The following is a 25,214-nucleotide window of genomic DNA, read 5'->3' as shown; positions in this document are numbered from 1 at the left end:
GTGTTCACCGGACCGGACGCCGATCCTCGGCTCAGCGAAATGCGACTTCTGGTGTATTCAGGCCGGCGGTTCGGTCCCTCCCGACGGTTCGGCGAAGCCGTACTCATGCCCCGCGACCTGGTACAACTCCGCGTACCGGGCCAGCCGGTCGCGATCCAGCCGGACCCCGATGCCCGGTCGGTCCGGCAGGCGCAGCCGACCACCCGGATAGCGCAGCGGCCCGTCCTCGACCACGTCGTCGGCGAGCAACCGGCCGTAGGACTGGTTGGCGCAGGGGAATCCGGGGGTGGCGGCGATCAGGTGGGCCGCGGCGCACGTCGCCACGCCCAGCTCGCCGAGGCTCTGCTTGACGACCGGGATGCCCGCGGCCTCGCCGATCCCGGCCGAGCGCTTCAGGTTCAGCAGGCCGCCGTCCAGCACGTTGTCCGCCGAGATCGCGTCCGCCGCGCCCTGCCTGATCACGTCCAGCTGGTCGTGCCGCGTGCGCGACGCCGCGTCGGCGAGCAGTGGCACGCCCGTGCGGGCGCGCAACCGGGCCATCTCCGGCAGGTTCCGGCCGGAGACCGGTTGCTCGGCGAACTCGATGTCGTAGGGCTCCAGCGCGCGCAGGACGCGGAGTGCGGCCGCGGGCGACCACGCCCCGTCGGCGTCGATCCGCAGCGCGGCCCCGGCGCCGATGCCGTCGCGGACCGCGGCCACCCGTGCGACGTCGGTGGCCTGCTCGGCGGCGCCGACCTTGACGTAGAAGCTCTCGAAGCCCGCTGCGGCGCCCCGCACGGCCTGCTCCCGCATCCACTCCGGCGGGCCCGCCGGGACGTAGTGCACGTATTCGACCTCCTCGCGCAGCGGGCCGCCGAAGAGGTTGACCAGCGGTTGGTCGCAGGCCTTGCCGACGATGTCCCAGCAGGCCATGTCGATGGCGGCCGTCGCGGGGCCGGTGGTGCCCGCGCGGTTCGAGGTGCCGGTGACGTCGATCAGCCTCGCGATGCGTTCGGTGCGGAACGGGTCCTCGCCGATGGCGAACCGCTCGACCCAGCGCAGCGCGGCGAGCACGATCTCGGCCGACGGATACGCCGGGGCCTCGCCGAGGCCGGTGATGCCTTCGTCGGTGTCGATCTCGATCAGCACGCTGACCAGGCCGCGGCGGCTGCCGGCGGCCCACCTCTCGGTGGTGTCGAACGGCACGGCGACCGGGATGCTGCGGATGCCGATGATGCGCAAAACGCCCTCCCCCAGGGCATCGCGGGCGGCACCTCCCCAGGCCGCTCGCGACTGCTGTGTGGCTACCGTCACACCTACCGCTGTGCTCCGCCAAAGATGCGCACGTCTTCTGCGTCGTCGATGACACCAACCCGGCCCCGGTACGTACCCTGGCCGATGGCGCCGGTCGTTTCGGCGACCGCGCGACGCGTTCCCGGACCGGAATGGACGTACATGATCGAGTGGCTGGACACGATCCCCCCTGGGGTGATCTACCTGGTGGTCGGGCTGATCATCGGGTTGGAAAGCGTGGGGATCCCGCTGCCCGGCGAGATCATGCTCGTCAGTGCCGGGGTCGCGGCGTCGCAGGGCGTGGCGAATCCAGTGGTGCTCGGCATCGTCGCCGCGAGCGGCGCGATCATCGGCGACTCGGTCGGCTACGCGGTCGGCAAGCGCTACGGCCGCACGCTGCTGGGCTGGCTCGGTCGCAAGCTGCCCAAGCACTTCGGGCCGAAACCGGTGCGCCAGGCGGAACGCGCGTTCGACCGCTATGGCGCGTGGGCGGTGTTCGGCGGCCGGTTCGTGGCGCTGCTGCGCATCCTCGCCGGTCCGCTGGCGGGCATCCTGGGCATGCCGTACCGCAAGTTCCTGATCGCGAACGCCACGGGCGGCATCGCGTGGGCGGGCACGGTGACGACCCTGGCCTACATCTTCGGCGTGGTCGCCGGGCAGTGGTTCCACCGCTTCTCGTGGGTGGCGCTGCTGGTCACCGTCGTCATCGGCTGGCTGATCGTGCACGTGGTGCGTCGTCGCGCGGAGAAGGACGACGAGGAAGAACTGGAAGAAACCGAGGTTTCGGGCGAGGCCGACGAATCCGCGAAAGCCGAAGGCGCCGAGCCCGAGACCGACGCCTCGGTGCGCTGAGGCGCCGTTTTCGCGCGAAACCGTCACGGCTGCGCCTGGCGAATGCCGTTTTCGCGCGAAACCGTCCCCATCCCGGGGTGACCCGCAGCTGGCGCAACAGCTCGCCGCCTTTGCCGCACCCTCCGAACGAGCGAACGGCCCGTTCACTCCGCCAGACGGGGTGAACGGGCCGTTCGCGTTTCGTCGGTCAGCGGTTGGCGCGGTTCACCGCGGATACCACCGCGCGCAGCATCGCGGTGATCGTCGAGGTGTCGACGCCGACGCCCCAGAAGATCTCGTCGCCCACCGCGCACTCCAGGTAGGCCGCGGCGCGCGCGTCGTCACCGGCGGTCAGCGCGTGCTCGTGGTAGTCCATGACCCGCACGTCGTAGCCGATGCTGCTCAGCGCGTCGACGAAGGCCGAGACCGGGCCGTTGCCGGCGCCGGTGATCTCCTGCTCCTCGCCGTCCACGACGACGGTGGCGGTGATGGACTCGTTGCCGTTCTCGCCGGTGGCGCGCTGCCGGACCAGCTTCAGCGGCGCGGTGGCCTCCAGGTATTCGCTGGAGAACGCCGTACACATCGCCGTCGGGCTGACCTCGCCGCCCTCGGAGTCGGTGTGCGCCTGCACCACCTTGGAGAACTCGATCTGCAGCTTGCGCGGCAGCTCCAGCTGGTGCTCGGTCTTCATGATGTAGGCGACGCCGCCCTTGCCGGACTGCGAGTTGACCCGGATCACGGCCTCGTAGGTGCGGCCGACGTCCTTCGGGTCGATCGGCAGGTACGGCACCTCCCACGGGTGGTCGTCCACCGGGGTGCCGGCCTGGTTCGCCGCGTCGCGCAGCGCGTCCAGGCCCTTGTTGATGGCGTCCTGGTGGCTGCCGGAGAAGGCCGTGTAGACCAGCTCGCCGCCCCACGGGTGCCGCTCCGCCACGGGCAGCTGGTTGCAGTGCTCGACGGTGCGCTTGACGTAGTCGATGTCGGAGAAGTCGATCTGCGGGTCGATGCCCTGGCTGAACAGGTTCATGCCCAGCGCCACCAGGTCGACGTTGCCGGTGCGCTCGCCGTTGCCGAACAGGCAGCCCTCGATGCGGTCCGCGCCGGCCTGGTAGCCCAGCTCGGCGGCGGCGATGCCGGTGCCGCGGTCGTTGTGCGGGTGCAGCGACAGGATCACCGAGTCGCGCCGGGCCAGGTTCCGGTGCATCCACTCGATGGAGTCGGCGTAGACGTTCGGGGTGGCCATCTCGACGGTGGCGGGCAGGTTCAGGATCACCGGCCGCTCCGGGGTGGGCTGCCAGATCTCGGTGACCGCGTCGCACACCTCGGCGGCGTAGGACAGCTCGGTGCCGGTGTAGGACTCCGGGGAGTACTGGAAGCGGAAGTCGGTGTCGGAGTACTTGCCGGCCAGTTCCACGGCCATCTCGGCTGCCGAGGTGGCGATCTTCTTGATGCCCTCGCGCTCCTCGCGGAACACCACGCGGCGCTGCAGGATCGACGTCGAGTTGTAGATGTGCACGATCGCCTGCGGCGCGCCTTCCAGCGACTGGAAGGTCCGCTCGATCAGCTCGGGGCGGCACTGGGTGAGCACCTGGATGCGGACGTCGTCGGGGATCGCGCCGTCTTCGATGATCTCGCGGACGAAGTCGAAGTCGGTCTGGCTGGCGGCGGGGAAGCCGACCTCGATCTCCTTGAAGCCCATCTGCACGAGCAGGTCGAACATGCGGCGCTTGCGGGCGGGCGACATCGGGTCGATCAGCGCCTGGTTGCCGTCGCGCAGGTCGACCGCGCACCACAGCGGGGCCTTGGTGATCCGCTTGTCGGGCCAGGTCCGGTCGGGCAGGGATACGTTCTCGACCAGCTCGTGGAAGGGGCGGTAGCGGTGGGCGGGCATCGAGCTGCCCAGCTGCGGGTTCCACGGCTGCTGGTCGGCGGGGGCGGGCCGGGACGGCTTCCGCACCTTGCCGCCGAAGGGGGCCTGCGGGTCGGGCGTATTGGTGCTCATCCGAAAGGTTCTCCTGCGCGATTACCGGGTCTGGACCGACGACCGGCGCGTTCGAACCCCGCGACGAGGGGCCGGTCTAGGAGACCCCGTCGCGGCTTCGAAGCAGGAGAACGCGAGCCACGGAACTAGGCTAACCGCAGTAGTGGCCCGAAATGCAAGCACCCCTTCCACATCGTGGGAAGTGACACGTCACGATCTTCTCTCGCACGAGATCGGATCCGCCTGGCAGAGTGGTCGGTGGATCAAGGGGAGGGTCGATGGCGGCGAAGAAGGGGCGATCCGGGGTCGCGACGCTGATCAACGGTGCGGGCTTCCTGCTCGCCGCGATGCTGGTGCTGCACATCCTGTTCGTGGTGACCGGCTTCCCGGCGGAGAACGGGCTGGCCAGGTCCGTGGCGCAGGCGGCCGAGCCGCTGGCGTTGTTCTTCCCCGGCCTGGTGCAGGCGCCGGCCGAGGTGTTGCAGGTGCTGCTCGACTACGGCCTGGCGGCGGTGTTCTGGGTGCTGGTGGGCGGGCTGCTGGCACGAATGTTCGGCTGACCGCCCCGGTCGTGCCACACTGGAGATCGTGGCGGAAGACGTGAGCGCGGACGCGCACGAGAACGGTGTGCGTCGCGCTGACCTGCGGCGGGCCCGGGCTCGGGTCGTCGGCGTGCTCAGCAACGTGGTCCGCTGGGTCGGTAACGCGGGTGCCGCACTGCTGGCGATCCACGTGGTGTTCGCCATCGGTGGCGCCAACCCGGACAACGGCATCGCCAAGTTCGTGGCGTCCTGGGCGGAGCCGCTCGCGCTGGGCTTCGAGGACCTGTTCATGCCGGACGACCCGAAGCTCGCGGTGGCGATCAACTACGGGATCGCGGCCCTGTTCTGGCTGATCGCCACGGCGATGGCGGTCCGCATCCTCCGCGCCATCGCCTGATCGTCCACTTCGGACGTTCGTCTTCCCGGGGTTTCACCCGCCGAAGGGCGGCCGGAAGGTGAGGATGCCCTGGGGCGTGACGGCGTCGACGCCCAGGAGTCGGTCGAGCAGGGCAGAGGTGATGTTCGAGAGCTCCTTCTCGAGGAGGCCGGCGAGATCGCCGTCGTAGGACTTGTGCAGCACCGCGTTGTCGGTGAGGTCCACCACGACCCGGACCCCCTTCCCGTCGTAGGTGCTGATCTTCGACTTGACGTTCTTCCCGAAGTCGCTGACCACGGCGGCGAGGTTGTTCTTCCCGGTCACCTTCACGTGGTCGCCGACATCCCTGGTGCTCTCGTAGAACTTCTCTGCGGTCTGGCCCTCGGCGTTGCTGTCGCCGACGACGTAGTCCGGCTTCTTCGCGGCTGCGTCGAACGGCCACGGGCCCAGGCTGTGATCGCCAGCCAACCAGAGGCGCTTGGCGTTGATCAGTTCGTGCAGGTCGTTGTACGTGCTCGATGGGAAGCGGCTGGGGCCGAGGGCCCCCGGTCCACCGCCCCCCGGCAGCTTCTCCAGCTGCTCGCGGTCCTTGTCGGTGCGAGCGGCGTCGAACATTTCCAGGAGCTTTGCCTTCGCGTTTTCCGCAGGTTGTTCCGGGTCCTGCAGCGTGCTGATGAACTCGGCGGCCAGTGCCAAGACCCTGTTCTTGATCGCTTCCGGCAATCTCTTGATGTTCCCGTTGCCCGACCCCAGCAGGTGGTTGCCTTGCGCGAGGTTGGCGATCTCCTTCTTCCAGGCCCCGGGCCAGTTGGAATCAGCCGAGGTTTCCTCGTCCTTCGCCCGTTGGACTGCCGGTCGCGCCGGGCCGGGAGACACCGGCGCGACGTCCCGTTGCGCCGGTAGGGGTTTGGCCAGCGCGCTGGAGGCGTTGGCCTCGGCGGCCCGCTCGAAGTGGTCCGCCGGGTCGCTGATCGCCAGCCCGTCGCCGCGGTCCGTGCCCGCCACCGGGCCCTGGCGCTGCTGGATGACGTGGGTCAGCTCGTGGGCGAGGGTGTGCTTGTCGACCTCGTTCGAGCCGAGGACGACGTGGTTGCCGGAGGTGTAGGCGCGGGCGTCGATCTCGGCCGCCGAGCGCTGGGATGCGCCGTCGTTGTGTACGCGGACGTCGGTGAAGTCGGCGCCCAGCCGCGCCTCCATCTCCTCCCGGATCCCGTCGTCGAGGGGTTTTCCGGGCGAGCGCAAGACCGCGTCGACGGTGGAGCGCTGCACCTGCTGGGGGTGATCGCCGAGCAGCCTGCTGACGGCGACATTGCCCAGGGCGCGTTGCAGGGCGAGAACCGCTTGAGGGGTCAGCGGGCCAGGCCCCGGCCGGTGGGGCTCGGACGGGGATGGCGTCCTAGCCGCCTGACCGACGTGTTCGTCTCGCTGCTCGTGCGCGCGCACCCCGAACCCCCTCCGCAGATCGTGCCTCTGGCCAGGCTGCTCGCCCGCTTCGTCCGGCGGACGGGTCGGGCGGGCAGCATCGAGGGCAGCGTTGGTGCCCGTCCTGCCCCTGCCGCTGCCCCGTCGTCCGAGCTCCGGTCGAATTCGCTGCTCCTCGGCCGGATGTGATCGACCGCAAGGTGTGACGCCGGTGGCGTTCGGCGGTGCGACGGCTTCCGGCGCGTGACAATCGAGTGCAACCCAATGCCGCTCGGCGTGGAGCGCGTGTCCCCAAGCACCGGAGGGATGTGCGTGTGACGACCCGAGCGCTCCCCATCACCTTGCTGCCGCCCTGGCTGTTGCGGATGTTGCGGCCGGCGCCGATTCCGGCGGACTGGACCCGCGCGTGCGCGGCGAGCATCGGCGTGGGGCTTCCGCAGGTCGCGGGCCTGCTGACCGGCCGGATCGACGAGGCCGTGCTCGCCTCGGTCGGCGCGCTGTGCGCGAGCTTCTCCGACCTGACCGGCTCCTACGGGTACCGGCTGCGCCGGGTGGGCCTGGCCGCGATCCTCGGCGCGCTCGGGTTCGCGGCCGGGGCCGCCGCGCCGGGACCGTGGTTTGCGGCGGCGATCGTGCTTGCGGTGGCGGTGCCGTCGGTGCTTTCCAGCCGGATGGGCGATCTCTGGTCGTCCGGCGGCGCGCACATGCTGACGTTCTGCGTGGTCGCGACCGGTCAGCGCTCGGCGCTGCCGCTCGGTGCGCAGGTCTGGTGGTTCTTCGCCGGTGAGCTGCTGGTGCTCGCGATCATCGCCGCCACCTGGCCGTTCCGGGGCACGGCCCCGGCGCGCGGCGCGGTCGCGGCGGTCTTCGACGCGACGCTGCGCATGTTCGACGCCGAGTCGCCGATCGCCGCGCGGCAGAACCTGACGAAGGCGCTGGACAACGCGCACGACGTGCTCGTGAGCGGAGGATCGATGTCGCGCAGCCGCGTGCGCGACCGCCTCTACCTCGTCTACACCTATGCCACGCCGATCGTCGAAGCATCGGTTTCCCTTGCGCACAGCGGAAAGCAGCCGCCGGAGCGGGCTCGCGAAGCGCTGCGCGAGCTGGCGCGCTGCATGCGAACCGGCGACCTCCCGCCGCCCTACCGGCCCGGTTCCGACGAATCACCGCTGGTACGCGCCCTGGACCGGGGCATCGCAGACCTGGTCGCCGCGTTCCGGCGCGCGAAGCTCCCGCCGGTTTCCGGCGATCACCACGAGCGCTTCCGGCTGACCTTCGGCCGCTCCACCTGGGCGCAGGTGTGCCGGATGCTGCTGTGCCTGGCGCTCGCGGAGGGGATCGGGCTGGCGGCGGGCATGGACGAGCCGTACTGGATCGCGCTGACGGTCGCGCTGGTGCTGAAGCCGAACTCGGGCTCGGTCTTCGCCCGCACCGTGCTGCGCGCGGCCGGCACCGTGATCGGCGTGCTCGTCGCATCGGCGCTGATCGCGCTCGTGCCGACCGGCTGGTGGCTGTTGCCGTTCATCGTCGCGCTGGCCGCGAAGCTGCCCGAGGCGCTCAGCAGGCATTACGGCCTGTTCACCGCGGTCATGACGGCGCTGGTGCTGCTGCAGATGAGCCAGTGCGCGCAGTTCTTCCCGGCAGCCCGGCTGGTGGACACGGTCGTCGGCTGCGCGATCGTCCTGGCCGGCGGTTTCCTGCTGCGGCCGTTGCACCGGGGGCCGGCGTTGCCGAGCCGGTTCGCGGACGCGGTGGAGGCGGTCTCGGAGTACGTGTCCCAGTCGCTCGCGGGAGTCCGCCACGGCCGCCCGGCCCTCCGCCGCCGCACCTACCGCCAGCTGGCGGACCTCAGGTCGGCGCTCCAGCAGGAGCTGATGAACCCGGCGACGGCGGCCGAAGCCGAGCGCTGGTGGCCGGCGGTCATCGTGCTGGAACGGGTGGTCGACGCGGCGACCGAGAAGGCGGTCCTCGACGATTCCCAGGACCTCCAGCGGGCCCAACGCCTGGTGTCCACCATGCGCACCACGACCCGCCAACTCCGCAGCGACCCGGTGCCCCCGGCCGCACTGCGCGACGAGCTGGAGCGCATCTACGCGAGCCTCGCCGGCCCGTGAGCGCTTCGGGATGTCTCGTGGCCCAGAATCGCTCACGAGTCCTCAGCCGTCGGTGCGTGTGAAGTGGAACGGGCAGTGCGTGCCGCCGAAACCGATGGTCGTGGCGCGCTCGAACCGGAAGCCGTGCCGGTCCGGGTCGATCGCTTCGATCCAGTTCTGGTCGAAGGCGCACATCGCCGGGGTGAGTTCCGGCGCGGAGTTGGCGACCAGCACCTCGTGGTAGAAGCAGCGGTGCACGTCCGATTGGTAGCGCCGGTCGTCGTCAACGGGGTGGTGGAACGCGAACCCCGCGCCGAACGCGTGCTGCTCCCGGGACTTCGACAGGTCGACCATTGCCCGGAACGGGTCCGCGGCGGAGTCGAGCACGGCCCTGGTCCCGGCTCGCACGGTCTCGCTGAGCGGCTCGACCAGGGCGGCTCGCACGGCACCGATGGCGGCTTCGCGTCCCAACCGGGGCCGCAAGATCTCGTAAGCGGCCACCAACGCCAAGGTCAGGCGGAGGTTGTAGCGCGCCGGTTCGTCGACCACCAGGTGCTGGTCGGCCGTCTCCAATGCCTCGTGCCGGAGCCGAATGTCGGCGACCAGGTCGGCGGGCAGCGAGTGTTCGCGAATGGTCTCGGCGAGGTGCCCGAAGAAGCCGTCGAGCAGCACGGCCGTGTCGCGGTCCGGGTCCGGCACGTAGTCGCCCGCGGCGAGGCCGAATTCGTCGGTGGTCATGGTCGTCCTTCCGGATGGGGCCCGGCCCCGGGACGACGCAGCACGCCTGGCGGCAAGCTGGTCGTGCCCGCAACCGAGCGAGCACGCCAGCGCACTCCACCGACCACCAAGCGCTGACGAACTTCAATTGATGTTGACCAGGTCAGCCTGCCACGCTGGCAGCGCCCTGTCAGCCGATTTTCCGGCAAGCCCCGGGCTTCCGACTCGCCACGGCGATGCGTCGGGTCTCCGTGCGGGAGCGGTGCGCCGGTGACCGACGGGCGCACCGACCGGGCACCCCTGTATCCGCAGAATCCCGTTCACCGGCAAGGCATTCGCTGAGGGGGGCGAAATCGGTCGCAGGGCGGGCCGCGCGCTGATAACTTGCGGCCGTGGATCTCTTCTCGCGCTCTTGGGCTGAGTTGCGGACGGCGGTCGCCGAACTCTCCGACGAAGACTTCGCGCAGCCGTCCGGCTGCGCCGGCTGGCTCGTGCGAGACCTGGTGTGCCACCTGATCATCGACGCCCAGGACGTCCTGATCACCCTCGTGACCCCCGCCGACGCGGAGCCGACCCGCGACGCGGTGACCTACTGGGCCGTCTCCGATACGCCGCCGACCGGCGACGATCCGCTGGACGCACTGATCGTCCGGCTGGCCGCCGCGTACGAGCAGCCGGAGCTGCTGAAGTTCCACCTCGACGACGTCGGCTCCGCCGCCGGGCGCGCCGCCGAACTCGCCGACCCGAAGCTCGCCGTGAGCACCCAGGACATGGTGCTCACCACGGGCGACTACCTCTCCGCGTACGTCCTGGAGTGGACCCTGCACCACCTCGACCTGATCGCACATCTCCCGGACGCCGCGGGCCCGCCCGCCGAGGGCCTCGCCCGGACCCGCGAGATGCTGGAGGAGATCGCCGGGACGGCGTTCCCCGCGTCGTTCTCCGACGAGGACGCGCTGCTGATCGGCACCGGGCGCCGGGTTCCGACCGACGCGGAGCGAGCCGAACTGGGCGACCTGGCCGCGAAACTGCCGTTCGTCCTCGGCTGACCAGTCCACTGTAGATATTGAAGTGTGCGGTCTCACCGTGTCCTCGGTGGGGCCGGGTGTTGCATTGACGGGAGTATCGGGTGTCGGTAAGTGATGTGCGGGACGCGTATGGCCGGCGGGCGGACGAGTACGCCGATCTGGCCTTGTCGGTGGAGTGGATGCCCGAGCCGGACCGGAAGTTGGTGTCCAGGTGGGCCGGTGAGGTGTCCGGGCCCGTGATCGACGCGGGGTGCGGGCCGGGGCAGTGGACCGACTTCCTGCGCGGCCAGGGCTGCGACGTCGAGGGTGTGGACCTCGTGCCGAACTTCATCGAGATCGCCAGGTCGCGGTTTCCCGATGGCTCGTACCGCGTCGGCGAGCTGGATCAGCTCGGCGTGCCCGATCGTTCGGTGGCCGGGATCCTGTCGTGGTACTCGATCATCCACACCGACCCCGAGAACGTGCCCCGCATCCTCGACGAGTTCGCGCGATGCCTGTGCGACGGCGGCAGCCTGTTGCTCGGCATGTTCGAGGGCACGCAGGTCGAGCCGTTCCCGCACGCCGTGACGACCGCCTACTTCTGGACGATCGAGGAGATGTCGCAGCGTCTCGTGGAATCGGGTTTCCAGGTGGAGGCGACCGAAAGCCGCGTTGATCCGGGCAGGCGACCGCACGCCGCCATCGTCGCGCGGCGCGTACGCGCCGACCAGTAGTCCCGCGCGGACGGTGTGGGTGCCGAGCCCCAGAGTCCCGTTGGGCGGTTCGGCAGGCCGGGAGGAGGCTTCCCGATTTTGCCTAAAATTGGGAAGCCCCCGAGGCCTACCCGACTTCGTGGAGCGTCGCGTGGAGCTGCTCCGCCGCTTCCCAGGCGTCCACGTAGCGCAGCCACGACGGGGCGAAGCTCAGCTTGAGCAGGTCGTCCTCGGCGCAGTCCACCAGCACGTCGCGGTCGTACAGCGCCTCCGCGATCCGCTGGGCCCGGTCGTGGCGCAGGCTGATCTGCGCGCCGCGTTGCAGCCCTTCGAGCACCGGCACGACTTCGATCTGCGCGTCTGCGCAGAAGTCGTCCAGCCGCGTGAGGAAGACCTCCGCCAGCCGTGCCGCCTTCGCGGCGAGCGCCGCCGGTGACACACCGTCCAGGATGGACAGTCCCGATCGCAGCTCGGCGACCGACAGGGAGCCGGCGAACCCGTCGCCCAGCGAAGGCAGTGCGCCCGCCGCGGTGCAGGAGGACTTCGGCGCCTCGTGACGGTGCCGGTCGGCGACGAAGCAGTAGGCGGGCGCGCCCGAGCCGCCGCCGAGGTAGCGGTCGCCGCTGCCGATGGCGAAATCCACGTCCCAGCCGTGCAAATCCACGTCCAGCGCGCCCGCCGAGCCGCTGAGCTCCCACAGCGCCAGCGCGCCCGCCCGGTGGATCTCGGCCGTGATGGCGGCCGCGTCGCGCACGCCTCCGGTCCGCGCGTCGGTGTGCGACACGGCGACCACCGCGACCTGGCCCGCCGGCAACTCGGCCAGGTCCGCACTGCTGCGGATCAGGTGCAGGCGGCCGCCGATGAAGTCGGCCGCCGATCGGGCCAGCAGGCAGTCGGCGGGGAAGCAATCCCGGCCCACCGCGAGGATCGGTCGCCCTGGGCGCAGCCGCGCGGCCGCGAGCAGCGTGTTGAACAGGCTGATCGATGCCGTCTCGGCGACGGTGATCTCCCCGGCCTCGGCGCCGATCAACGGCGCGAGCGACGCCGCCGCGAGCCGCGCTTCGCCGCGCCATTCGGATTCGCCGCACACGCGGCCGGTGTAGGGCTGCCTGCGGTGCTCTACGAACCGGCGCAGCCGGTCGGGTGTGGTGCGCGGCAGCGGGCCACCGCTGCTGCCGTCGAGGTGGATCAGGCCGGGCGGTAGGTCGTAGCGGGCACGCAGATCGGCGAGTGGGTCGGTCCGATCGAGCGCCTCTGCCGTCGGCCGGGTGGTGGTCCACACGAGTGAAGTCTTACCGCATGACCCAACGGTCCGTAACGGGTGAAGCGCTCAGGAGCCGAACATCAGTGGAAGTCGTGGTGCCCACGGCCCAGTGGCCTGCGCCGTTCAGGCGGGTGCGGCCGTGGTCGCGCCGATCACGAGCTCGACCGGCACCGATCGGTGCCGCGGCTCCGGCGGCCGCCCGTCGACCACGCCGAGCAGCGTGCGCACCGCCGACGCGCCGGCGTCCTCGGTCGGGACGTGCAGTGTGGTGGCCTCCGGCACGGCGAGGCCGAACTCCGCGAGATCGTCGGCGCAGCACACGCTGAGCTGCTCCGGAACCTTCACGCCGAGCGTGGCCAGCCGGTACATCAGCCCCATGAACAGCGCGCTGTTGTAGGCGACGGCGGCGGTGCACCCGCTCGCCACCAGCTCGTCGGCGATCCGGTTGCCCGCCTCGAAGGTCGGTGGCAACGGGCCGAACGCGATGACCTCGTGCCCGGAGCCGTTGCGCAGGCCGTCGAGCCGGCGCGGGTCCGCCCACGAGCCGCGCGGCCCGCCGAGGTAGGCGATGCGGCGGTGGCCGAGCCCGGCGAGGTGCGCGCCCATCTCGTGCAGCCCGCCGGGGGTGTCGATGACGACCGACGGCACGCCGCGCGTCCGCCGGTCGACCAGCACCATCGGCACGTCCGGGAGGGTGAACAGCGAGGCCGGGCCGCGCGGGGCGATGGCCACGAAGCCGTCGACCCGGTCGCGCAGCCGGTCGATCAGGGCTCGTTCCCGCTCCGGCGATTCGTCGCTGACCACGACCAGCAGGTCGTTGCCGGCCTCCTCGGCGGCGCGCTGCGCGCCCGCGATGATCGTCGCGTAGAACGGGTTCGTCAGGTCCGGGACGATCATGGCCAGCAGCCTGCTGCGGCCGGTGGCCAGCGCCTGGGCCGACGGGTGGTAGCGGAAGCCGAGCTCGATCGCCGCGTCGCGAACCCGCTGCCGGGTCCGCTCCGCGACCATCTCCGGCCGCACCAGCGCGCGCGACGCGGTCGCCACCGACACGCCGGCCTTGCGGGCCACGTCGGCCAGCCGCGCCATCGCGTCCTCCCTCACGTCTCTTTGACACCTTCATACCGTGCCGCTTATCGTCCCTGCAATCGCTTGCAATGCAAGCGCTTGCATCTTTCACCAGGGGAGATACCGCTGATGACCGACGTGAGATCGGGATCGAAGCTGGACGGCTGGTTCCGGTTGTCCGAACGCGGCAGCTCGGTGCGCACCGAGCTGCTGGCCGGGCTGAGCATGTTCTTCGCGTCGGCCTACGCCGTGGTGGTGATCCCCGGCATGCTCGCCAAGGCCGGCGTGCCGCACGCCGCGGCCACCACCGGCACGATCCTGACGATCGTGCTGGCCACCGCCGCGGTCGGCTTCTTCGCCAACATGCCGTTCGTGCTCGCGCCAGGGCTCGGCGGAACCGCGCTGGTCGCGGCGACGCTGGTGCAGCAGCAGCACGTGCCGTACCCGATCGCGATGGGCATGGTCTTCTGGTCCGGCGTGGCGATCCTCGTGCTGTCGCTGCTCGGGCTGCGCGGGCTGCTCGCCAAGGTCATCCCGCAGAACATCCGGGTGGCCATCGGCACCGCCATCGGGCTGTTCATCGTCTACATCGGCTTCAAGCTCTCCGGCATGCTCGAACCGGGCAAGAGCGGGCTGGAGATCGGCGACCTCAGCTCGCCGGAACCGCTGCTCGCGCTCGGCGGCATCGTGCTGGTCGCCGCGCTGCAGGCGCGCAAGGTGCCGGGCGCGTTCGTCATCGGCATCGTGGTGCTGACCCTGATCGGCATCCCGCTGGGCGTCACGGAGCTGCCGGACCACTGGTTCCAGGCGCCGGCCGGCGTCGGCCCGGTTGCGTTCCACATCGACCTCTGGAGCGCCCTGCGGCCGGAGTACCTGCAGTACCTGTTCGCGTTCTTCGCCTCGGAGCTGTTCTCCGCGACCGGCGTCGTCCTGGCGGTGACCGAGCGGATCGGGCTGACCGAGCGCGAGGGCCAGAAGTCGAACATCAACCGGACGTTCCTGGTCGACTCGGTCGCGATCACCGGCGGCTCGATGTTCGGCGCCCCGTCGGTGACCACCTACGCGGAGTCCGCGGCCGGGTCCGACGCCGGTGGCCGCACCGGGCTGACGTCGCTGACCACCGCGGGCCTGTTCCTGGTGCTGCTGCTGTTCACGCCGTTCGCCACGATGATCCCGTCGGCGGCGACCGCGCCGGTGCTGATCGTGGTCGGGCTGAGCATGATGCGCGGCTTCAAGAAGGTCGACATGACCGACCTGACCGAGACGATCCCGGCCGGGCTGCTGGTGGCGTGCACGATCTTCTGGGGCAACTTCGGCAACGGCATCGCGGCGGCCCTGACGGCGTACGTGCTGATCAAGGTGGTGGCGGGCAAGTTCCGTGACGTCCACCTCGGCATGTGGATCATGCTGCCGTTCCTGGTGTTCTTCTTCGCCACCTCCGCCCACTAGCGGGTCCCCGGCGGTGTCGACCTCCCGCAATTTCCATTGAAATCGGAGGTCCAGTTTCAATGGAAACTGCGGACCATCGGCGTGTCGCACCCCGACACGCCGATGCCTGTGGACAACTTCCCGCAACTTCAATGGAAATCGTCCCTTCGATTTCAATGGAAATTGCGGTGGGGCCGGACCACGACGTCGGTCGAGAAGACCTCGTCGGCCGACCTGCCCACGACGAATCCTGAGGAGCCTTGCCTTGACCGACCTGCGGATCAGCGGTGGACGCGTGGTTTCCACGTTCACCGGCGAGATCTTCGACGCCGACGTGCTGGTGACCGGCGAGGTGATCAGCGGCGTCGTGCCGCCCGGCGCCGGACCGGAAGCGGCCGAGGTGATCGACGCCGGCGGCAGGCTGGTCGTCCCGGGTTTCATCGACGCCCACATGCACGTCGAGAGCTCGTTCGCGACGCCCGCGGCCTTCGCCCGGCTGACGCTCCCGCGCGGTACCACGACGGTGCTCGCCGACCCGCACGAGATCGTCAACGTCGCGGGCAAGGCCGCGATGCGCTGGATGATCGAGGACGGCAAGCGCAGCCCGCAGACCCAGCTCTGGGGCGTGCCGTCGTGCGTGCCCGCGCTGGCGGGCATGGAGTACTCGGGCGCGCACCTCGATCCCGAGGACATCGACGAACTCCTCGGCTGGGACGGCGTTTCCGCCCTAGCCGAGGTGATGGACTACCGCGCAGTGGTGGCCGGTGACCAGCGGATGCACGACATCGTCCGGGTCGCGCGCGAGCGCGGCACCATCCTCGACGGGCACTGCCCGAACCTCTCCGGCGAGGAGCTCAGCAAGTACCTGGCCACCGGCATCGACTCCGACCACACCAAGAACGCCCCGGCGGTCGCGGTCGAGAAGGCGCGCCTGGGCATGACGGTGATGCTGCAGGAGAAGTGCCTGCTCCCGGAGGTCGTGTCGGCGCTGACGTCGCTGCCGCAGCTGCCGCCGCTGTGCCTGGTGACCGATGACCTGGCGGCCGACCACATCGCCGCGAAGGGACACCTGGACCACATTGGACGGACGGCGGTCGCGGCGGGCCTGGCGCCGCTGGACGCCCTGCGCGCGCTGACCTGGAACCCGGCCCAGCGCCTCCGCAAGTACGACCGCGGCGTGGTGGCGCCGTCAAAGCGCGCGGACCTGCTGCTGCTCGACGGCGAGCTGGCCGACTTCGCGGTGCACACGGTGATCGCCGGCGGAGCGGTGGTGGCCCGCGGCGGCGAGCCGACCTATCCGGTGCCGGACGTCACCGATCACCCCTTCGCCGGTTCCGTGCACATCGACGAGATCGCGCCGGACGAGTTCCGCTGGCGGCTCGACCTGCCGGACGGGCAGCACAAGTTCCGCGCCCTGCGGGTGAATCCGGTCGACACCTACACCGAAGCGGCCGAGGTGCGGCTCGACGTGGTCGACGGCGAAGTGCAGTGGGAAGGCCACGTCGCGCTGCTCTGGGTGCGCAACCGCCACGGCCGCACCAACACTTCGTGCGTCCCGGTCATCGGCATGTCCCTCGGCGACGGAGCCCTGACCACCACGTACGCCCACGACAGCCACAACTTCGTCACCCTCGGAACGACGCGGCGAGCCATGCGAGCCACCGCGGAAGCGGTGCTGGCCGACGACGGCGGCGTCGCGGTCGCCCACGCCGGAGGCGTGGCGGCGCGGCTGCCGCTGGCCGTCGGAGGCGTCATGTCGGCGGAGCCGACTGCGGAGATCGTGGCGGGCAGCCGCCGAGTGCGCGAAGCGCTCGAGGCTTGGGGTTGGCGGCACGCGAACCCGTTCATGAGCGTTTCGACGCTGACCCTCGCGGTCTCGCCGAGCGTCAAGATCACCGACCTCGGCCTGGTCGACGTCCTGGCCCGCGACTGGACCCCGCAGGTCCTCGACTGCTGCCACTGACGCGCGAGTCCCTCCGCGTCATCGGCGCCGCCGGGTGCCTCCGGGTGCGGCGGCGACGCCGTTTTCGCGCGAAACCGCCATCTGGCAGGCGTGGGAACGCCGTTTTCGCGCGAAACCGGCGCATTCAGAGACGTGGCGAGAAGCGTTCACCCATCGCCGGATCGCGCCGCCGCGTTCGCCCGGTCGATCTGGGCCATGTGCTCCTCAGCCCATTCCCGGAGCGCCGCCAGCGGCACTTCGAGCGACCGGCCCAGATCGGTGAGCCGGTAGTGCACCTTGGGCGGCACGGTCGGTTCCACGCGGCGGGCGACCAGGCCGTCGCGGGTGAGGCTCTGCAGCGTCGCGGACAGCATCTTCTGCGAGACGCCGGGCATTCGCCGCTGCAGCTCGGCGAAGCGCACTTCCTCGGGATCGGCGTCGGCGAGGACCTTGACCGCCATCGACGTCCACTTCGTGCCGATCCGGTCCAGCAGCCTGCGGGTGGGGCAGTCGGGGTCGAAGAGATCGCCGCGGTTGCCCTTCGGGGCGGTCACCTGGAGCTCACCACCTGTCGTGGAAGTGCCGTCTTGGCACCTCGAGTGCCGTTACCTACGGTTTTGTAGTAACCAATGGTAACCACTCGTGGAGGTATCGTGCCCGACATCGCCCTGGTCCGGGCCAACGGCATCGACGTCAATGTGGCGGTGGCCGGCGCGGGCCCCGCCGTCCTGCTGCTGCACGGCTTTCCGCAAACCTGGCGGCTCTGGTCCGAGGTGATCCCGCAGCTGGCTCCCCGCCACCGCGTCATCGCCCCGGACCTGCGGGGCCTCGGTGCCAGCACGAGAGCAGCCGACGGCTACGACGCGGGCACGCTCGCCGCCGACGCCGAGGCGCTCCTCGACGCGCTGGGGGAGCAGACGGCGGCAGTGGTCGGCATCGACGCGGGAACGCCGCCCGCTTTCCTGCTGGCCATGCGGCGACCCGAGCGGATTCGGCGGCTCGTGGTCATGGAGTCACTGCTGGGCACGCTGCCCGGAGCCGAGGACTTCCTCGCGGGCGGTGCGCCGTGGTGGTTCGGCTTCCACTCGGTCCCCGGCCTCGCGGAAACCGTCCTGGCCGGGCACGAGGCGGAGTACGTCGACTGGTTCCTCACGACGGGCACTCGCGGCATCCCGGGGGAGATCCGCGACGAGTTCGTCGCCGCCTACGCAGGAAGCGAAGCCCTGCGCTGCGCGTTCTCGATCTACCGCGAGATGCCCACCAGCGCGCGCCAGATCCGCGAAGCGGTCGCGGCGGCCAGGCTCACCGTGCCGACCATGGCGATCGGCGCGCACCCGGTCGGCAGCGCCCTCGAACGCCAGCTGCGCCCGATCGCCGACGATCTCGTGGCGCACCTCGTCGAGGACTGCGGGCACATCATCCCGCTCGACCGTCCCCAAGCCCTGGCGTCGCTGCTGATCCCCTTCCTGGCGGGCGTTTAGGCTGGTCAGCGGCTCGTTCGAAAAAGTTGGAAAAAGTTGGCGCCCGGATGTCGAGGATCCGCCGCGTGCTCCGACCAGAGGGTGACAGCGCGCCGACGGGGCGTGCGGGACGGGAAGGACCCCCGAGATGAAGTACGTCGCGATGATCTACGGCAACCAGGCCAAGTGGGACTCCTACCCGGCCGAGAAGTGGCCCGAGGCGATCGCGAAGCAGGACGCGTTCAACAAGAAGTACCGCGAGACCGGCGAGCTGATCGGCGCCTACGGCCTCGCCGACGCGGCCAACGCCCAGCTCATCCGCCGCAAGGACGGCGCCCCGGTGGTCACCGACGGCCCGTACCTGGAGACCAAGGAGTACCTCGCGAGCTTCTACCTGCTCGACTGCGAATCCCTGGAGCGGGCGCAGGAGATCGCGGCCGACATGCCGTTCGCCGATGCGGAGCCGGTCGAGCTGTGGCCGGTGCTGCACGAGGCCGCGGGGGACATGTGAGCCACGGTGTTGAGGACCTGCTGCGCGAACTCGCGCCGCAGGTCCTCGGCTCGCTCGTCCGCCGGTACGGCGTCTTCGACTCGTGCGAGGACGCCGTGCAGGAGGCGCTGATCGCGGCGGCCCTGCAGTGGCCGGACGCGGGCGTGCCGGAGAACCCGCGGGGCTGGCTGATCACCGTCGCCTCGCGAAAGCTGGTGGACCAGGTCCGCAGCGAGGCGGCACGCCGTCGCCGCGAGGAAGCCTTGGCGACTCCGCAGGCCGCGCTGCTCAGCCACGCTGCGGACAGCACGCCGGAGACCGACCGGGACGATTCCCTGGCCCTGCTGTTCCTCTGCTGCCATCCCGCGTTGTCCTCGGCGAGCCGGGTCGCGCTGACGTTGCGCGCGGTCGGTGGCTTGACGACGTCGCAGATCGCCGCCGCGTTCCTGGTGCCGGAGGCGACCATGGCGCAGCGCATCAGCCGCGCGAAGCAGGGCATCAAGGCCGCCGGCTCGACCCTCGTCATGCCAGAGGAAGCCGACCGCGTCGAGCGGTTGGACGAGGTCCGGCACGTGCTGTACCTGATCTTCAACGAGGGCTACACCGCGACGGATGGCGCGGATCTGACGGCACCGGAGCTGTCGACGGAGGCGATCCGCCTCGCCCGCCTGCTGCACCGCCTGGTGCCCGAAGACACCGAAACAGCGGGACTTCTCGCCCTGATGCTGCTCACCGACGCCCGCCGTCCGGCGCGCACCGACCAGCACGGCGAACTGGTCCCGCTGGCGGAACAGGACCGCGGCCGCTGGAACCACCGGCTCATCGCCGAAGGCATCGAGCTGATCAGCCGAACCCTGCCGCGCGGCCAGGTCGGCCCGTACCAGCTCCAAGCGGCCATCGCCGCAGTGCACGACGAAGCCGAGAGCGCGGAAGACACGGACTGGCCGCAAATCCTGGTCCTGTACGAACTCCTGGAACGAACCGGTCCGAACCCGGTGGTGACGCTCAACCGAGCGGTCGCGGTAGCGATGGTCCACGGCCCGGCGGCCGGCCTCGAACTCCTGGCGACCCTATCGGCGGACAAGCGCATAGCTCGCCACCACCGCCTTTTCTCCACCCGAGCCCACCTGCAGGAACTCCTCGGTGATCACGTCGCCGCAGCAGACGCGTACCGCGAAGCGGCCCGCCGAACCACGAGCGCACCCGAACGCCGCCACCTCACGTCGCGCGCCCACCGATTGGAAGGCCAGGCATAACCCAAGGAACCGGGTCAGCCTCGCCGGGTGCACCGAGGCTCGTGAGTGGTTTGGAGTGCTATGACGATCCAAACCACTCACGACCGCGCCCACGCCGGGTGGGCCGTGGCCCGTGCGTACTTTGTTGCTATGGCGACACAAAGTACTCACGGCTTTGACCAGCACCTCAGCGCTCGAACCGCCCGGCCTTAACAGCGGCACGGCAGGCGGTGCTTGATCCGACTCGATCAGCACGAACAGACCTTCAAGCGCGGGATGCCAGCCACTCGCGAAGGTCACGACGCGGATGTCGATGTTCTCCATATCCGGCAGTTGGAGTATGTGTTCCAGCTGATCGGCCATAACGCCTGCATCGCCGAGCACTTGTCGTAGAGCTGCTTCACCGATCGCGGCGCGGAGGTGAACCGGGCTGTCCTTGCGCGTGATGGCCTCTCGTCTGCCGACTCGGACCGCGATGCGCGTTTCAACCGCGTCCTGCGGTACTTCGCCCGCCGTCGTGATCGCTCGCACGTACGCCGTGCTTTGGAGAAGCCCGGGAATGCATGCGTGATGGTCTTCGCGGTGCGCTCGAACTCGAGCAGGGCGGATAGCTGTTGCCGCTGTTCGGGAAGGGTGACTGCGAGCCAGTGGGACGCGTCCGCGTTCGGGTCATGTCGAGGATCTCTTCGTAGCGGCGGAAAAGTCCCCGACCAACGCGGAAGGACCCGTCGAATGCTCGTAATGCTCCCGAGCATCGCCCCGGCACTCTTCTTCCTCGCCATGCACTGGAAGGCAGACCAGCCGCAACACGCCGGAGGAGGCGAAGGAGCTCTGACGGTCTGGCAGCTGATAGCCGACGTCGAAGCCGAACGACAACAACGTTCTCGACCAGGCCGCCATCGCCTCCGCGAGCCAGCGCCCGATTACGAGGATCAACGATCCACATCGGACACCGAGATCGCGGCGCCACCGCAGGAGATCCAGCGGAGGATCCTCGAAGCCCTCCACCGCCTCTGAATCCCGAGACCACAGGCCCGGAAGCCGACGCGCTCCCGACCCCCGGCGCCGGCCACCCCGCCCTAGGGGTGGCGTGGCGGTTTCGCGCGAAACCGTCATTCTCCAGGCGTGCGCGCGACGTTTTCGCGCGAAACCGTCGCCCCACGGGCACGACGAGGCCTAAAGCAGCACTGCGCCCCTCATCGCTGATCGCGGGTCAGCCGATCGGCAGGCGGGCGCACTCGCGGCAGGCCCGGGCCGACGCCGCCAGCACCGCGTGCGATGCGACCGTGAACCCGCCCGCGAGCAGGATCAGCGGCCACGCGGTCGCCAGCGGCAAGGCGATGGCGAGCGCGATCCCGGCGAACGGCATGGCCACGCTGGCGGTGGTGCCGGCCCAGCCGACCAGCAGCGGAAGCCGGTCCGGCACGGGCAGCCAGCGGGTGAGCGGCCCGGTCGCGGCCAGGGTCGCCGCCGCGAGAACTCCGGCGGTCGCCGCGACCGCGGTCAGCACCTGGACCGCGTGCGGCAGCTGCCAGCCCTGGATGTGACTGGCCGTCCAGATCGCGTACCAGCAGACGATCAGGAATCCGACGGTGACGATGAGAGCCCGGGAGGTGTGCCGGGTCTGGGCGATGGTGAGCTCCTGTTGGCAGCTCGGCGCGAGCTCGCCGGGCGTTCCGAACTCCCGCACCGCCTGCTCGACGGCCTGCCGGTACGGCAGCCCCTCTGCGGTCTGCGCCGCCACCGCGTCAACCAAGCCGTCGCGGATCTCCCCGACCAGCCGGGATTTCGCCCGCGCCGGGCCGTGCAGGGCGTTCGTCAACTCGGCCGCGTAGTCCTCGATCGGATCGGCGCTCATGCGGTACCCCGCGACGGGTTGAGGACCGCGCCGATGGTGGCAGTGAACTCGTCCCAGGCCTTGCGCGCCTTGGTCAGGTTGCCCCGCCCGGCGTCGGTGAGCCGGTAGCAGCGGCGGCGCCGCTCGCCGATGGATTCCCAGCTGCTGCGCAGCAATCCGAGCCGTTCCAGCCGGTTCAGGGCCGGGTAGATCGTCCCGGTGCGCAGCTCCAGCGCGCCGCCGCTGCGCTGCTGGACCTCGGTGATGATCGCGTAGCCGTGCAGCGGCCCGTGCTCCAGCACGGCCAGCAGCAGCCCGTCCAGATGCCCTCGTACCGCATCGACCCTCATGAGTTGGCAGCCTACACAGGCGTGTATATATTGCCAATCAACATGTCGACAGGTTACATATTTGGGAGTCTGCGGTGACCAAGCTGCTGCTGTCCATCCACGTCCTCGCGGCGATGCTGGTGATCGGCCCGATCACCGTGGCCGCCTCGATGTTCCCGCGATACGCCAAGCAAGCGCCCGAATCCGACCGGGCCGCCGGAATCGCCAAGCTGCTGCACCGGATCTGCCGCGGCTACGCCGTCGCGGGCATCGCGGTCCCGGTCTTCGGCCTCGCGACCGGAGCCCAGCTCGGCGTCCTCGCCGACCCCTGGCTGATCATCTCGATCGTGCTGACGGCGATCGCCGCGGCCATCCTGGTGATGGCGATCCTCCCGGCCCAGCGGCGCATGCTCGGCTCGACCGACGACCTGAGCGCCATGGCGACCCGGCTGGCCATGCTCACCGGCATCTTCAACGTGCTCTGGGTGATCGTCGTCGTGCTCATGATCGTCCGCCCCGGCTCGACGACGGGAGCGTGACGGCCGTGCTGACGCTGCGAATCGCGGCCGGCGTCGAGGCGGCCTCGCTAGTGATCCTGCTGCTCAACCTGTTCACCGCGCACCTGTCCACGATCACTTCGCTCGGCGGCCCGGTCCACGGCATGGCCTACCTCGTCACCATCGCGGCGACCTTCCTCGTCCCGGCCTCGCCGAGCGCCCGATGGCTCGCGGTCATCCCAGGCATCGGCGGCCTCCTCGCCCTACGGCGAATCTCCGTAGCCCACCAACCCTGACGCGCACCACGCCGTTTTCGCGCGAAACCGGCGCGTCCCATGCGTGCCGGATGGCGTTTTCGCGCGAAACCGGCGCGTCCCACGCGTGGCGGATGGCGTTTTCGCGCGAAATCGCCGCCATCTCGCTCAGCCGAGTGCGGCGCGGTCGGCGTCGGGGAGCCAGTGGCGCGCGGCGTCGTAGTCGAGCCAGCCGCGCCGGGTCGCGGCTTCGGCGCAGGAGCGGCGGAGTGCGTCGAGGGAGCGGCTCGGGTCTCCCCGCCGCCAGAGCAGGGACCAGGCGTACAGCGGCGTGGGCCGGGCGAGGCGGACCCGGGTCAGCGGCGCGTTCTCCGGCAGCAGGACGCCGCTGGGCAGGATCGCGACGCGCTCCGGTTCCGCGCGGATCTGGTCGAGGAAGTGGTCCAGCCCCAGGTTGACCCCGGCCGCCTCCGCATCGAGTCCGAAGTGGACGGTGAAGCGGTCGAGGAAGTCCAGGCGATCCAGCGCGGCCGGGCACCAGATCGTGCTGCCGCGCAGGTCGGCGGGCCGGAGCTCCGCCGAGCCCGCCAGGGGATGGGCCGGGCCGACGATGGCGTCGACCGGTTCGAGGCGCACCACCTGGCGCTCGAACTCCTCGCCGAGCGGAGGAACCCGGCCGAACCCGGCGTCGATCTCGCCGCGCGCCAATGCCGTCGTCGCAGCCACCAGATCGCGGCTGAGCCCTAGCTCGACGCCGAGAGCGTTCTCGACGACGAGCCCGATCGTGCGCATCGGGGCGTACAGGTGACCCCAGACGTCGACCCGCAACGATCGCTGCTCGCGGCGGGCCTCGGTCACCGCGAAGTCGGCGGCGGCAAGGGTCTGTTGCGCGGGTTCGAGGAAGCGGCGTCCGGCCTCGGTCAGCGCCACGCCGTGCTTGTCGCGGTCGAACAGCCGGATGCCCAACTGGCGTTCCAGGCGGGCGATCCGCTTCGACAACGCCTGCTGGCTGACGAAGAGCTGCGCGGCAGCTCGCCCGAAGTGCGATTCCCGGGCGGCCGCGACGAACGCCCGAACCTGCGCCAGATCAAGATCCACGCTCTCACCTCGAACGACAACCAACGGTTGTCACAGGGTACGGATCGCTGTTGGACCGCCATGCCTCGGCCGATGTCTGCTTGGGGCGCAGCAGAACTTCCCGACGGAGCCGACGTGCACACCTTCTTCGACCAGCCGGATCTCCTCCCCGGCTTCGCCGACGCCAACCGCCCGCGCGCCATCGCGGCGGGCATCGACCCGTTCCAGTACGACGCCGTGACCGCCGAGCTCACCTCGATCCGGGACTGGCCGGAGGCGTTCGTCCGCGCCGGCCGCGAGCACCTCGCCCGTGCCAAGCAAGCCGATGAGCAGGGCCTGAGCGCTTCGGCGGCGGAGGCGTACCGAGACGCCGCGCTGTGGTTCCACTTCGCCACCGTGCTGCCGAACCCGGACCTCGACGCGCACGCCGCAGCCGCCAAGGCATCCGCCGACGCGCAACGCCGCGCGGACCCGGCCGCCGAGCACATCGCCGACCCCGACTTCACCGGAATCCTGCGGCGCCCCGCGGACACCCGCGCGCCAGTTGTCGTGCTGATCCCGGGTATGAACTCCGGGAAGGTCGAGTTCATGCCGATCGCGGACAGCCTGCTCCGGCGCGGCGTCGCGGTCCTCGCCATCGACGGGCCGGGCCAGGGCGAGCTCGCAACGCGGAGCAACTGGGAACCCGAGTACCAGAAGGTGGTCCACCGGGTGCTCGACGTCATCACTGAACGGTCCGATGTGGACGGACAGCGGGTCGCCGCGATGGCGCTGAGCATGGGCGGCTACCTCGGCGCCCTCGCGGCGGCGCACGAACCGCGCATCCGCGCGCTGGTCAGCGTCAGCGGCCCCTCGGCCCTGCACTGGGACCGGCTGGCGCCCTACGTGACGGACACCTTCGCACTGCGCACGGGCAGCGTCGCGGCGGGCCGCGACTTCGCCCGCAGGATCAACGCTGCCGAGATCGCCCCGCGCATCGTCCAGCCGATGCGGGTCATCGACGGCGGCCTCGACGTGATCCCTGGAGTCACCAACGCCGAACCCCTGGCGCGCCACGCCCCGAACGCCGAGTACCTCCTGATCCCGGAGGGCCAACCACCTGCTGGAGACCACCCGCTGGAAGTGGCTTCCCGACACGGCTGACTGGCTCGCCGACCACCTCCGCGGGTGAGCCGCTGCGGTTCGGGCGTTTGTTCCGCGCCGTTTTCGCGCGAAACCGGCGTTCCCCATGCCTGCGGGTGCCGGTTTCGCGTGTGTTTTCAGGGGGTGGGTGCAACACCAAGCGCTTGGGCTAGTGCGTGTGATGGTGTCATCCAGCCGAGGGTCTGGCGGGGGCGGGTGTTGAGTTCGTGGGCGATGGCGTCGAGGTCTTCTTGGGT

The 25,214-nt window shown here is 70.4% G+C and carries 24 protein-coding genes and 2 pseudogenes; 14 read left to right on the top strand and 12 right to left on the bottom strand.

Features of this window, described 5'->3' with window-relative positions; translation table 11 throughout:
- Window positions 1–57: 57 nt before the first annotated feature.
- Window positions 58–1,293, bottom strand: coding sequence for a mandelate racemase/muconate lactonizing enzyme family protein (locus E1288_RS00130; protein WP_132479054.1), 1,236 nt, complete (start codon window positions 1,291–1,293; stop codon window positions 58–60).
- Window positions 1,294–1,434: 141 nt separating this feature from the next.
- On the opposite strand from E1288_RS00130, the gene E1288_RS00125 reads away from it, so the two are divergent.
- On the top strand, window positions 1,435–2,124 hold the full coding sequence (locus E1288_RS00125) for a DedA family protein (RefSeq protein ID WP_132479052.1): 690 nt from the start codon (window positions 1,435–1,437) through the stop codon (window positions 2,122–2,124).
- A 187-nt stretch (window positions 2,125–2,311) separates the two neighbouring features.
- Here E1288_RS00125 and leuA read toward each other — a convergent pair whose 3' ends face one another.
- Window positions 2,312–4,105 carry a 2-isopropylmalate synthase gene (gene leuA, locus E1288_RS00120; RefSeq protein ID WP_132479050.1) on the bottom strand — a complete coding sequence of 598 codons (1,794 nt, stop codon included), beginning with the start codon at window positions 4,103–4,105 and terminating at the stop codon, window positions 2,312–2,314.
- A gap of 257 nt (window positions 4,106–4,362) precedes the next feature.
- Between leuA and E1288_RS00115 the strand changes: the two genes are divergently transcribed.
- Window positions 4,363–4,644 carry a hypothetical protein gene (locus tag E1288_RS00115; protein ID WP_132479048.1) on the top strand — a complete coding sequence of 94 codons (282 nt, stop codon included), beginning with the start codon at window positions 4,363–4,365 and terminating at the stop codon, window positions 4,642–4,644.
- Between the two features lie 28 nt (window positions 4,645–4,672).
- A complete protein-coding gene (locus E1288_RS00110) occupies window positions 4,673–5,023 on the top strand; it encodes a hypothetical protein (RefSeq protein ID WP_132479046.1) in 351 nt (116 codons plus the stop codon).
- A 33-nt stretch (window positions 5,024–5,056) separates the two neighbouring features.
- On the opposite strand, the gene E1288_RS00105 is transcribed toward E1288_RS00110, so the two are convergent.
- Window positions 5,057–6,445 (bottom strand): eCIS core domain-containing protein, encoded by a 1,389-nt coding sequence (locus tag E1288_RS00105; protein ID WP_132479044.1) that lies wholly within the window; start codon window positions 6,443–6,445, stop codon window positions 5,057–5,059.
- Between the two features lie 293 nt (window positions 6,446–6,738).
- Here E1288_RS00105 and E1288_RS00100 point away from each other — a divergent pair, with 293 nt between their 5' ends.
- The gene (locus E1288_RS00100; protein WP_132479042.1) at window positions 6,739–8,541 is read left to right on the top strand and encodes an FUSC family protein; all 1,803 of its coding nucleotides are present in this window, start codon (window positions 6,739–6,741) and stop codon (window positions 8,539–8,541) included.
- A gap of 42 nt (window positions 8,542–8,583) precedes the next feature.
- On the opposite strand, the gene E1288_RS00095 is transcribed toward E1288_RS00100, so the two are convergent.
- The gene (locus E1288_RS00095; protein ID WP_132479040.1) at window positions 8,584–9,258 is read right to left on the bottom strand and encodes an L-2-amino-thiazoline-4-carboxylic acid hydrolase; all 675 of its coding nucleotides are present in this window, start codon (window positions 9,256–9,258) and stop codon (window positions 8,584–8,586) included.
- 371 nt (window positions 9,259–9,629) lie between these two features.
- Here E1288_RS00095 and E1288_RS00090 point away from each other — a divergent pair, with 371 nt between their 5' ends.
- Both E1288_RS00090 and E1288_RS00085 read left to right on the top strand, forming a co-directional pair.
- Window positions 9,630–10,286, top strand: coding sequence for a maleylpyruvate isomerase N-terminal domain-containing protein (locus E1288_RS00090; protein ID WP_132479038.1), 657 nt, complete (start codon window positions 9,630–9,632; stop codon window positions 10,284–10,286).
- An 80-nt stretch (window positions 10,287–10,366) separates the two neighbouring features.
- Window positions 10,367–10,978, top strand: coding sequence for a class I SAM-dependent DNA methyltransferase (locus E1288_RS00085; RefSeq protein WP_207954092.1), 612 nt, complete (start codon window positions 10,367–10,369; stop codon window positions 10,976–10,978).
- A 106-nt stretch (window positions 10,979–11,084) separates the two neighbouring features.
- Here E1288_RS00085 and E1288_RS00080 read toward each other — a convergent pair whose 3' ends face one another.
- Window positions 11,085–12,239 carry an aminotransferase class V-fold PLP-dependent enzyme gene (locus E1288_RS00080; RefSeq protein WP_132479036.1) on the bottom strand — a complete coding sequence of 385 codons (1,155 nt, stop codon included), beginning with the start codon at window positions 12,237–12,239 and terminating at the stop codon, window positions 11,085–11,087.
- Window positions 12,240–12,344: 105 nt separating this feature from the next.
- Entirely contained in the window at window positions 12,345–13,322 is a 978-nt protein-coding gene (locus E1288_RS00075; protein ID WP_132479034.1) for a LacI family DNA-binding transcriptional regulator, read from the bottom strand.
- A gap of 93 nt (window positions 13,323–13,415) precedes the next feature.
- Here E1288_RS00075 and E1288_RS00070 point away from each other — a divergent pair, with 93 nt between their 5' ends.
- Window positions 13,416–14,735, top strand: a complete 1,320-nt coding sequence (locus E1288_RS00070; protein WP_132479032.1) for an NCS2 family permease — start codon at window positions 13,416–13,418, stop codon at window positions 14,733–14,735.
- A 244-nt stretch (window positions 14,736–14,979) separates the two neighbouring features.
- Window positions 14,980–16,677 (top strand): adenine deaminase C-terminal domain-containing protein, encoded by a 1,698-nt coding sequence (locus E1288_RS00065; RefSeq protein WP_207954091.1) that lies wholly within the window; start codon window positions 14,980–14,982, stop codon window positions 16,675–16,677.
- A gap of 146 nt (window positions 16,678–16,823) precedes the next feature.
- Here the strand turns inward: E1288_RS00065 and E1288_RS00060 are convergent, their stop codons facing one another.
- Window positions 16,824–17,210: a winged helix-turn-helix transcriptional regulator gene (locus tag E1288_RS00060; protein WP_132479030.1), complete on the bottom strand. Its 387-nt coding sequence runs from the start codon at window positions 17,208–17,210 to the stop codon at window positions 16,824–16,826.
- A gap of 75 nt (window positions 17,211–17,285) precedes the next feature.
- On the opposite strand from E1288_RS00060, the gene E1288_RS00055 reads away from it, so the two are divergent.
- The 3 genes from E1288_RS00055 (at window position 17,286) to E1288_RS00045 (ending at window position 19,862) form a co-directional block, all read left to right on the top strand.
- Window positions 17,286–18,137, top strand: a complete 852-nt coding sequence (locus E1288_RS00055) for an alpha/beta fold hydrolase (protein ID WP_132479028.1) — start codon at window positions 17,286–17,288, stop codon at window positions 18,135–18,137.
- A gap of 127 nt (window positions 18,138–18,264) precedes the next feature.
- Window positions 18,265–18,627: a YciI family protein gene (locus tag E1288_RS00050; protein WP_132479026.1), complete on the top strand. Its 363-nt coding sequence runs from the start codon at window positions 18,265–18,267 to the stop codon at window positions 18,625–18,627.
- Window positions 18,624–19,862, top strand: a complete 1,239-nt coding sequence (locus E1288_RS00045; RefSeq protein ID WP_132479024.1) for an RNA polymerase sigma factor — start codon at window positions 18,624–18,626, stop codon at window positions 19,860–19,862. The genes E1288_RS00050 and E1288_RS00045 overlap by 4 nt, the downstream gene beginning before the upstream one ends.
- A 255-nt stretch (window positions 19,863–20,117) precedes the next feature.
- Here the strand turns inward: E1288_RS00045 and E1288_RS50255 are convergent.
- The 3 genes and pseudogenes from E1288_RS50255 to E1288_RS00030 form a co-directional block, all read right to left on the bottom strand.
- A pseudogene (locus E1288_RS50255) lies at window positions 20,118–20,372 on the bottom strand (Scr1 family TA system antitoxin-like transcriptional regulator); the annotation flags it as partial.
- A 682-nt stretch (window positions 20,373–21,054) separates the two neighbouring features.
- The gene (locus E1288_RS00035) at window positions 21,055–21,699 is read right to left on the bottom strand and encodes a permease prefix domain 1-containing protein (RefSeq protein WP_132479020.1); all 645 of its coding nucleotides are present in this window, start codon (window positions 21,697–21,699) and stop codon (window positions 21,055–21,057) included.
- On the bottom strand, window positions 21,696–22,028 hold the full coding sequence (locus E1288_RS00030; protein WP_132479018.1) for a PadR family transcriptional regulator: 333 nt from the start codon (window positions 22,026–22,028) through the stop codon (window positions 21,696–21,698). Before E1288_RS00030 ends, E1288_RS00035 begins: the two co-directional genes overlap by 4 nt.
- 74 nt (window positions 22,029–22,102) lie before the next feature.
- Here E1288_RS00030 and E1288_RS00025 point away from each other — a divergent pair, with 74 nt between their 5' ends.
- Window positions 22,103–22,546: a hypothetical protein gene (locus E1288_RS00025; protein ID WP_132479016.1), complete on the top strand. Its 444-nt coding sequence runs from the start codon at window positions 22,103–22,105 to the stop codon at window positions 22,544–22,546.
- A gap of 5 nt (window positions 22,547–22,551) precedes the next feature.
- Window positions 22,552–22,800, top strand: a complete 249-nt coding sequence (locus tag E1288_RS00020; RefSeq protein ID WP_132479014.1) for a DUF3817 domain-containing protein — start codon at window positions 22,552–22,554, stop codon at window positions 22,798–22,800.
- Between the two features lie 126 nt (window positions 22,801–22,926).
- On the opposite strand, the gene E1288_RS00015 is transcribed toward E1288_RS00020, so the two are convergent.
- The gene (locus E1288_RS00015) at window positions 22,927–23,856 is read right to left on the bottom strand and encodes a LysR family transcriptional regulator (protein ID WP_132479012.1); all 930 of its coding nucleotides are present in this window, start codon (window positions 23,854–23,856) and stop codon (window positions 22,927–22,929) included.
- Between the two features lie 72 nt (window positions 23,857–23,928).
- Between E1288_RS00015 and E1288_RS00010 the strand changes: the two genes are divergently transcribed.
- A complete protein-coding gene (locus tag E1288_RS00010; RefSeq protein WP_207954090.1) occupies window positions 23,929–24,978 on the top strand; it encodes an alpha/beta hydrolase family protein in 1,050 nt (349 codons plus the stop codon).
- A gap of 116 nt (window positions 24,979–25,094) precedes the next feature.
- Here the strand turns inward: E1288_RS00010 and E1288_RS48525 are convergent.
- Window positions 25,095–25,214, bottom strand: a pseudogene (locus E1288_RS48525) (IS30 family transposase); the annotation flags it as partial.

The organism is Saccharopolyspora elongata, from assembly GCF_004348985.1.
Lineage (GTDB): Bacteria > Actinomycetota > Actinomycetes > Mycobacteriales > Pseudonocardiaceae > Saccharopolyspora > Saccharopolyspora elongata.
The sequence above is the reverse complement of the archived record's forward strand: the minus strand, read 5'-3'. Positions and strand labels throughout refer to the sequence as shown.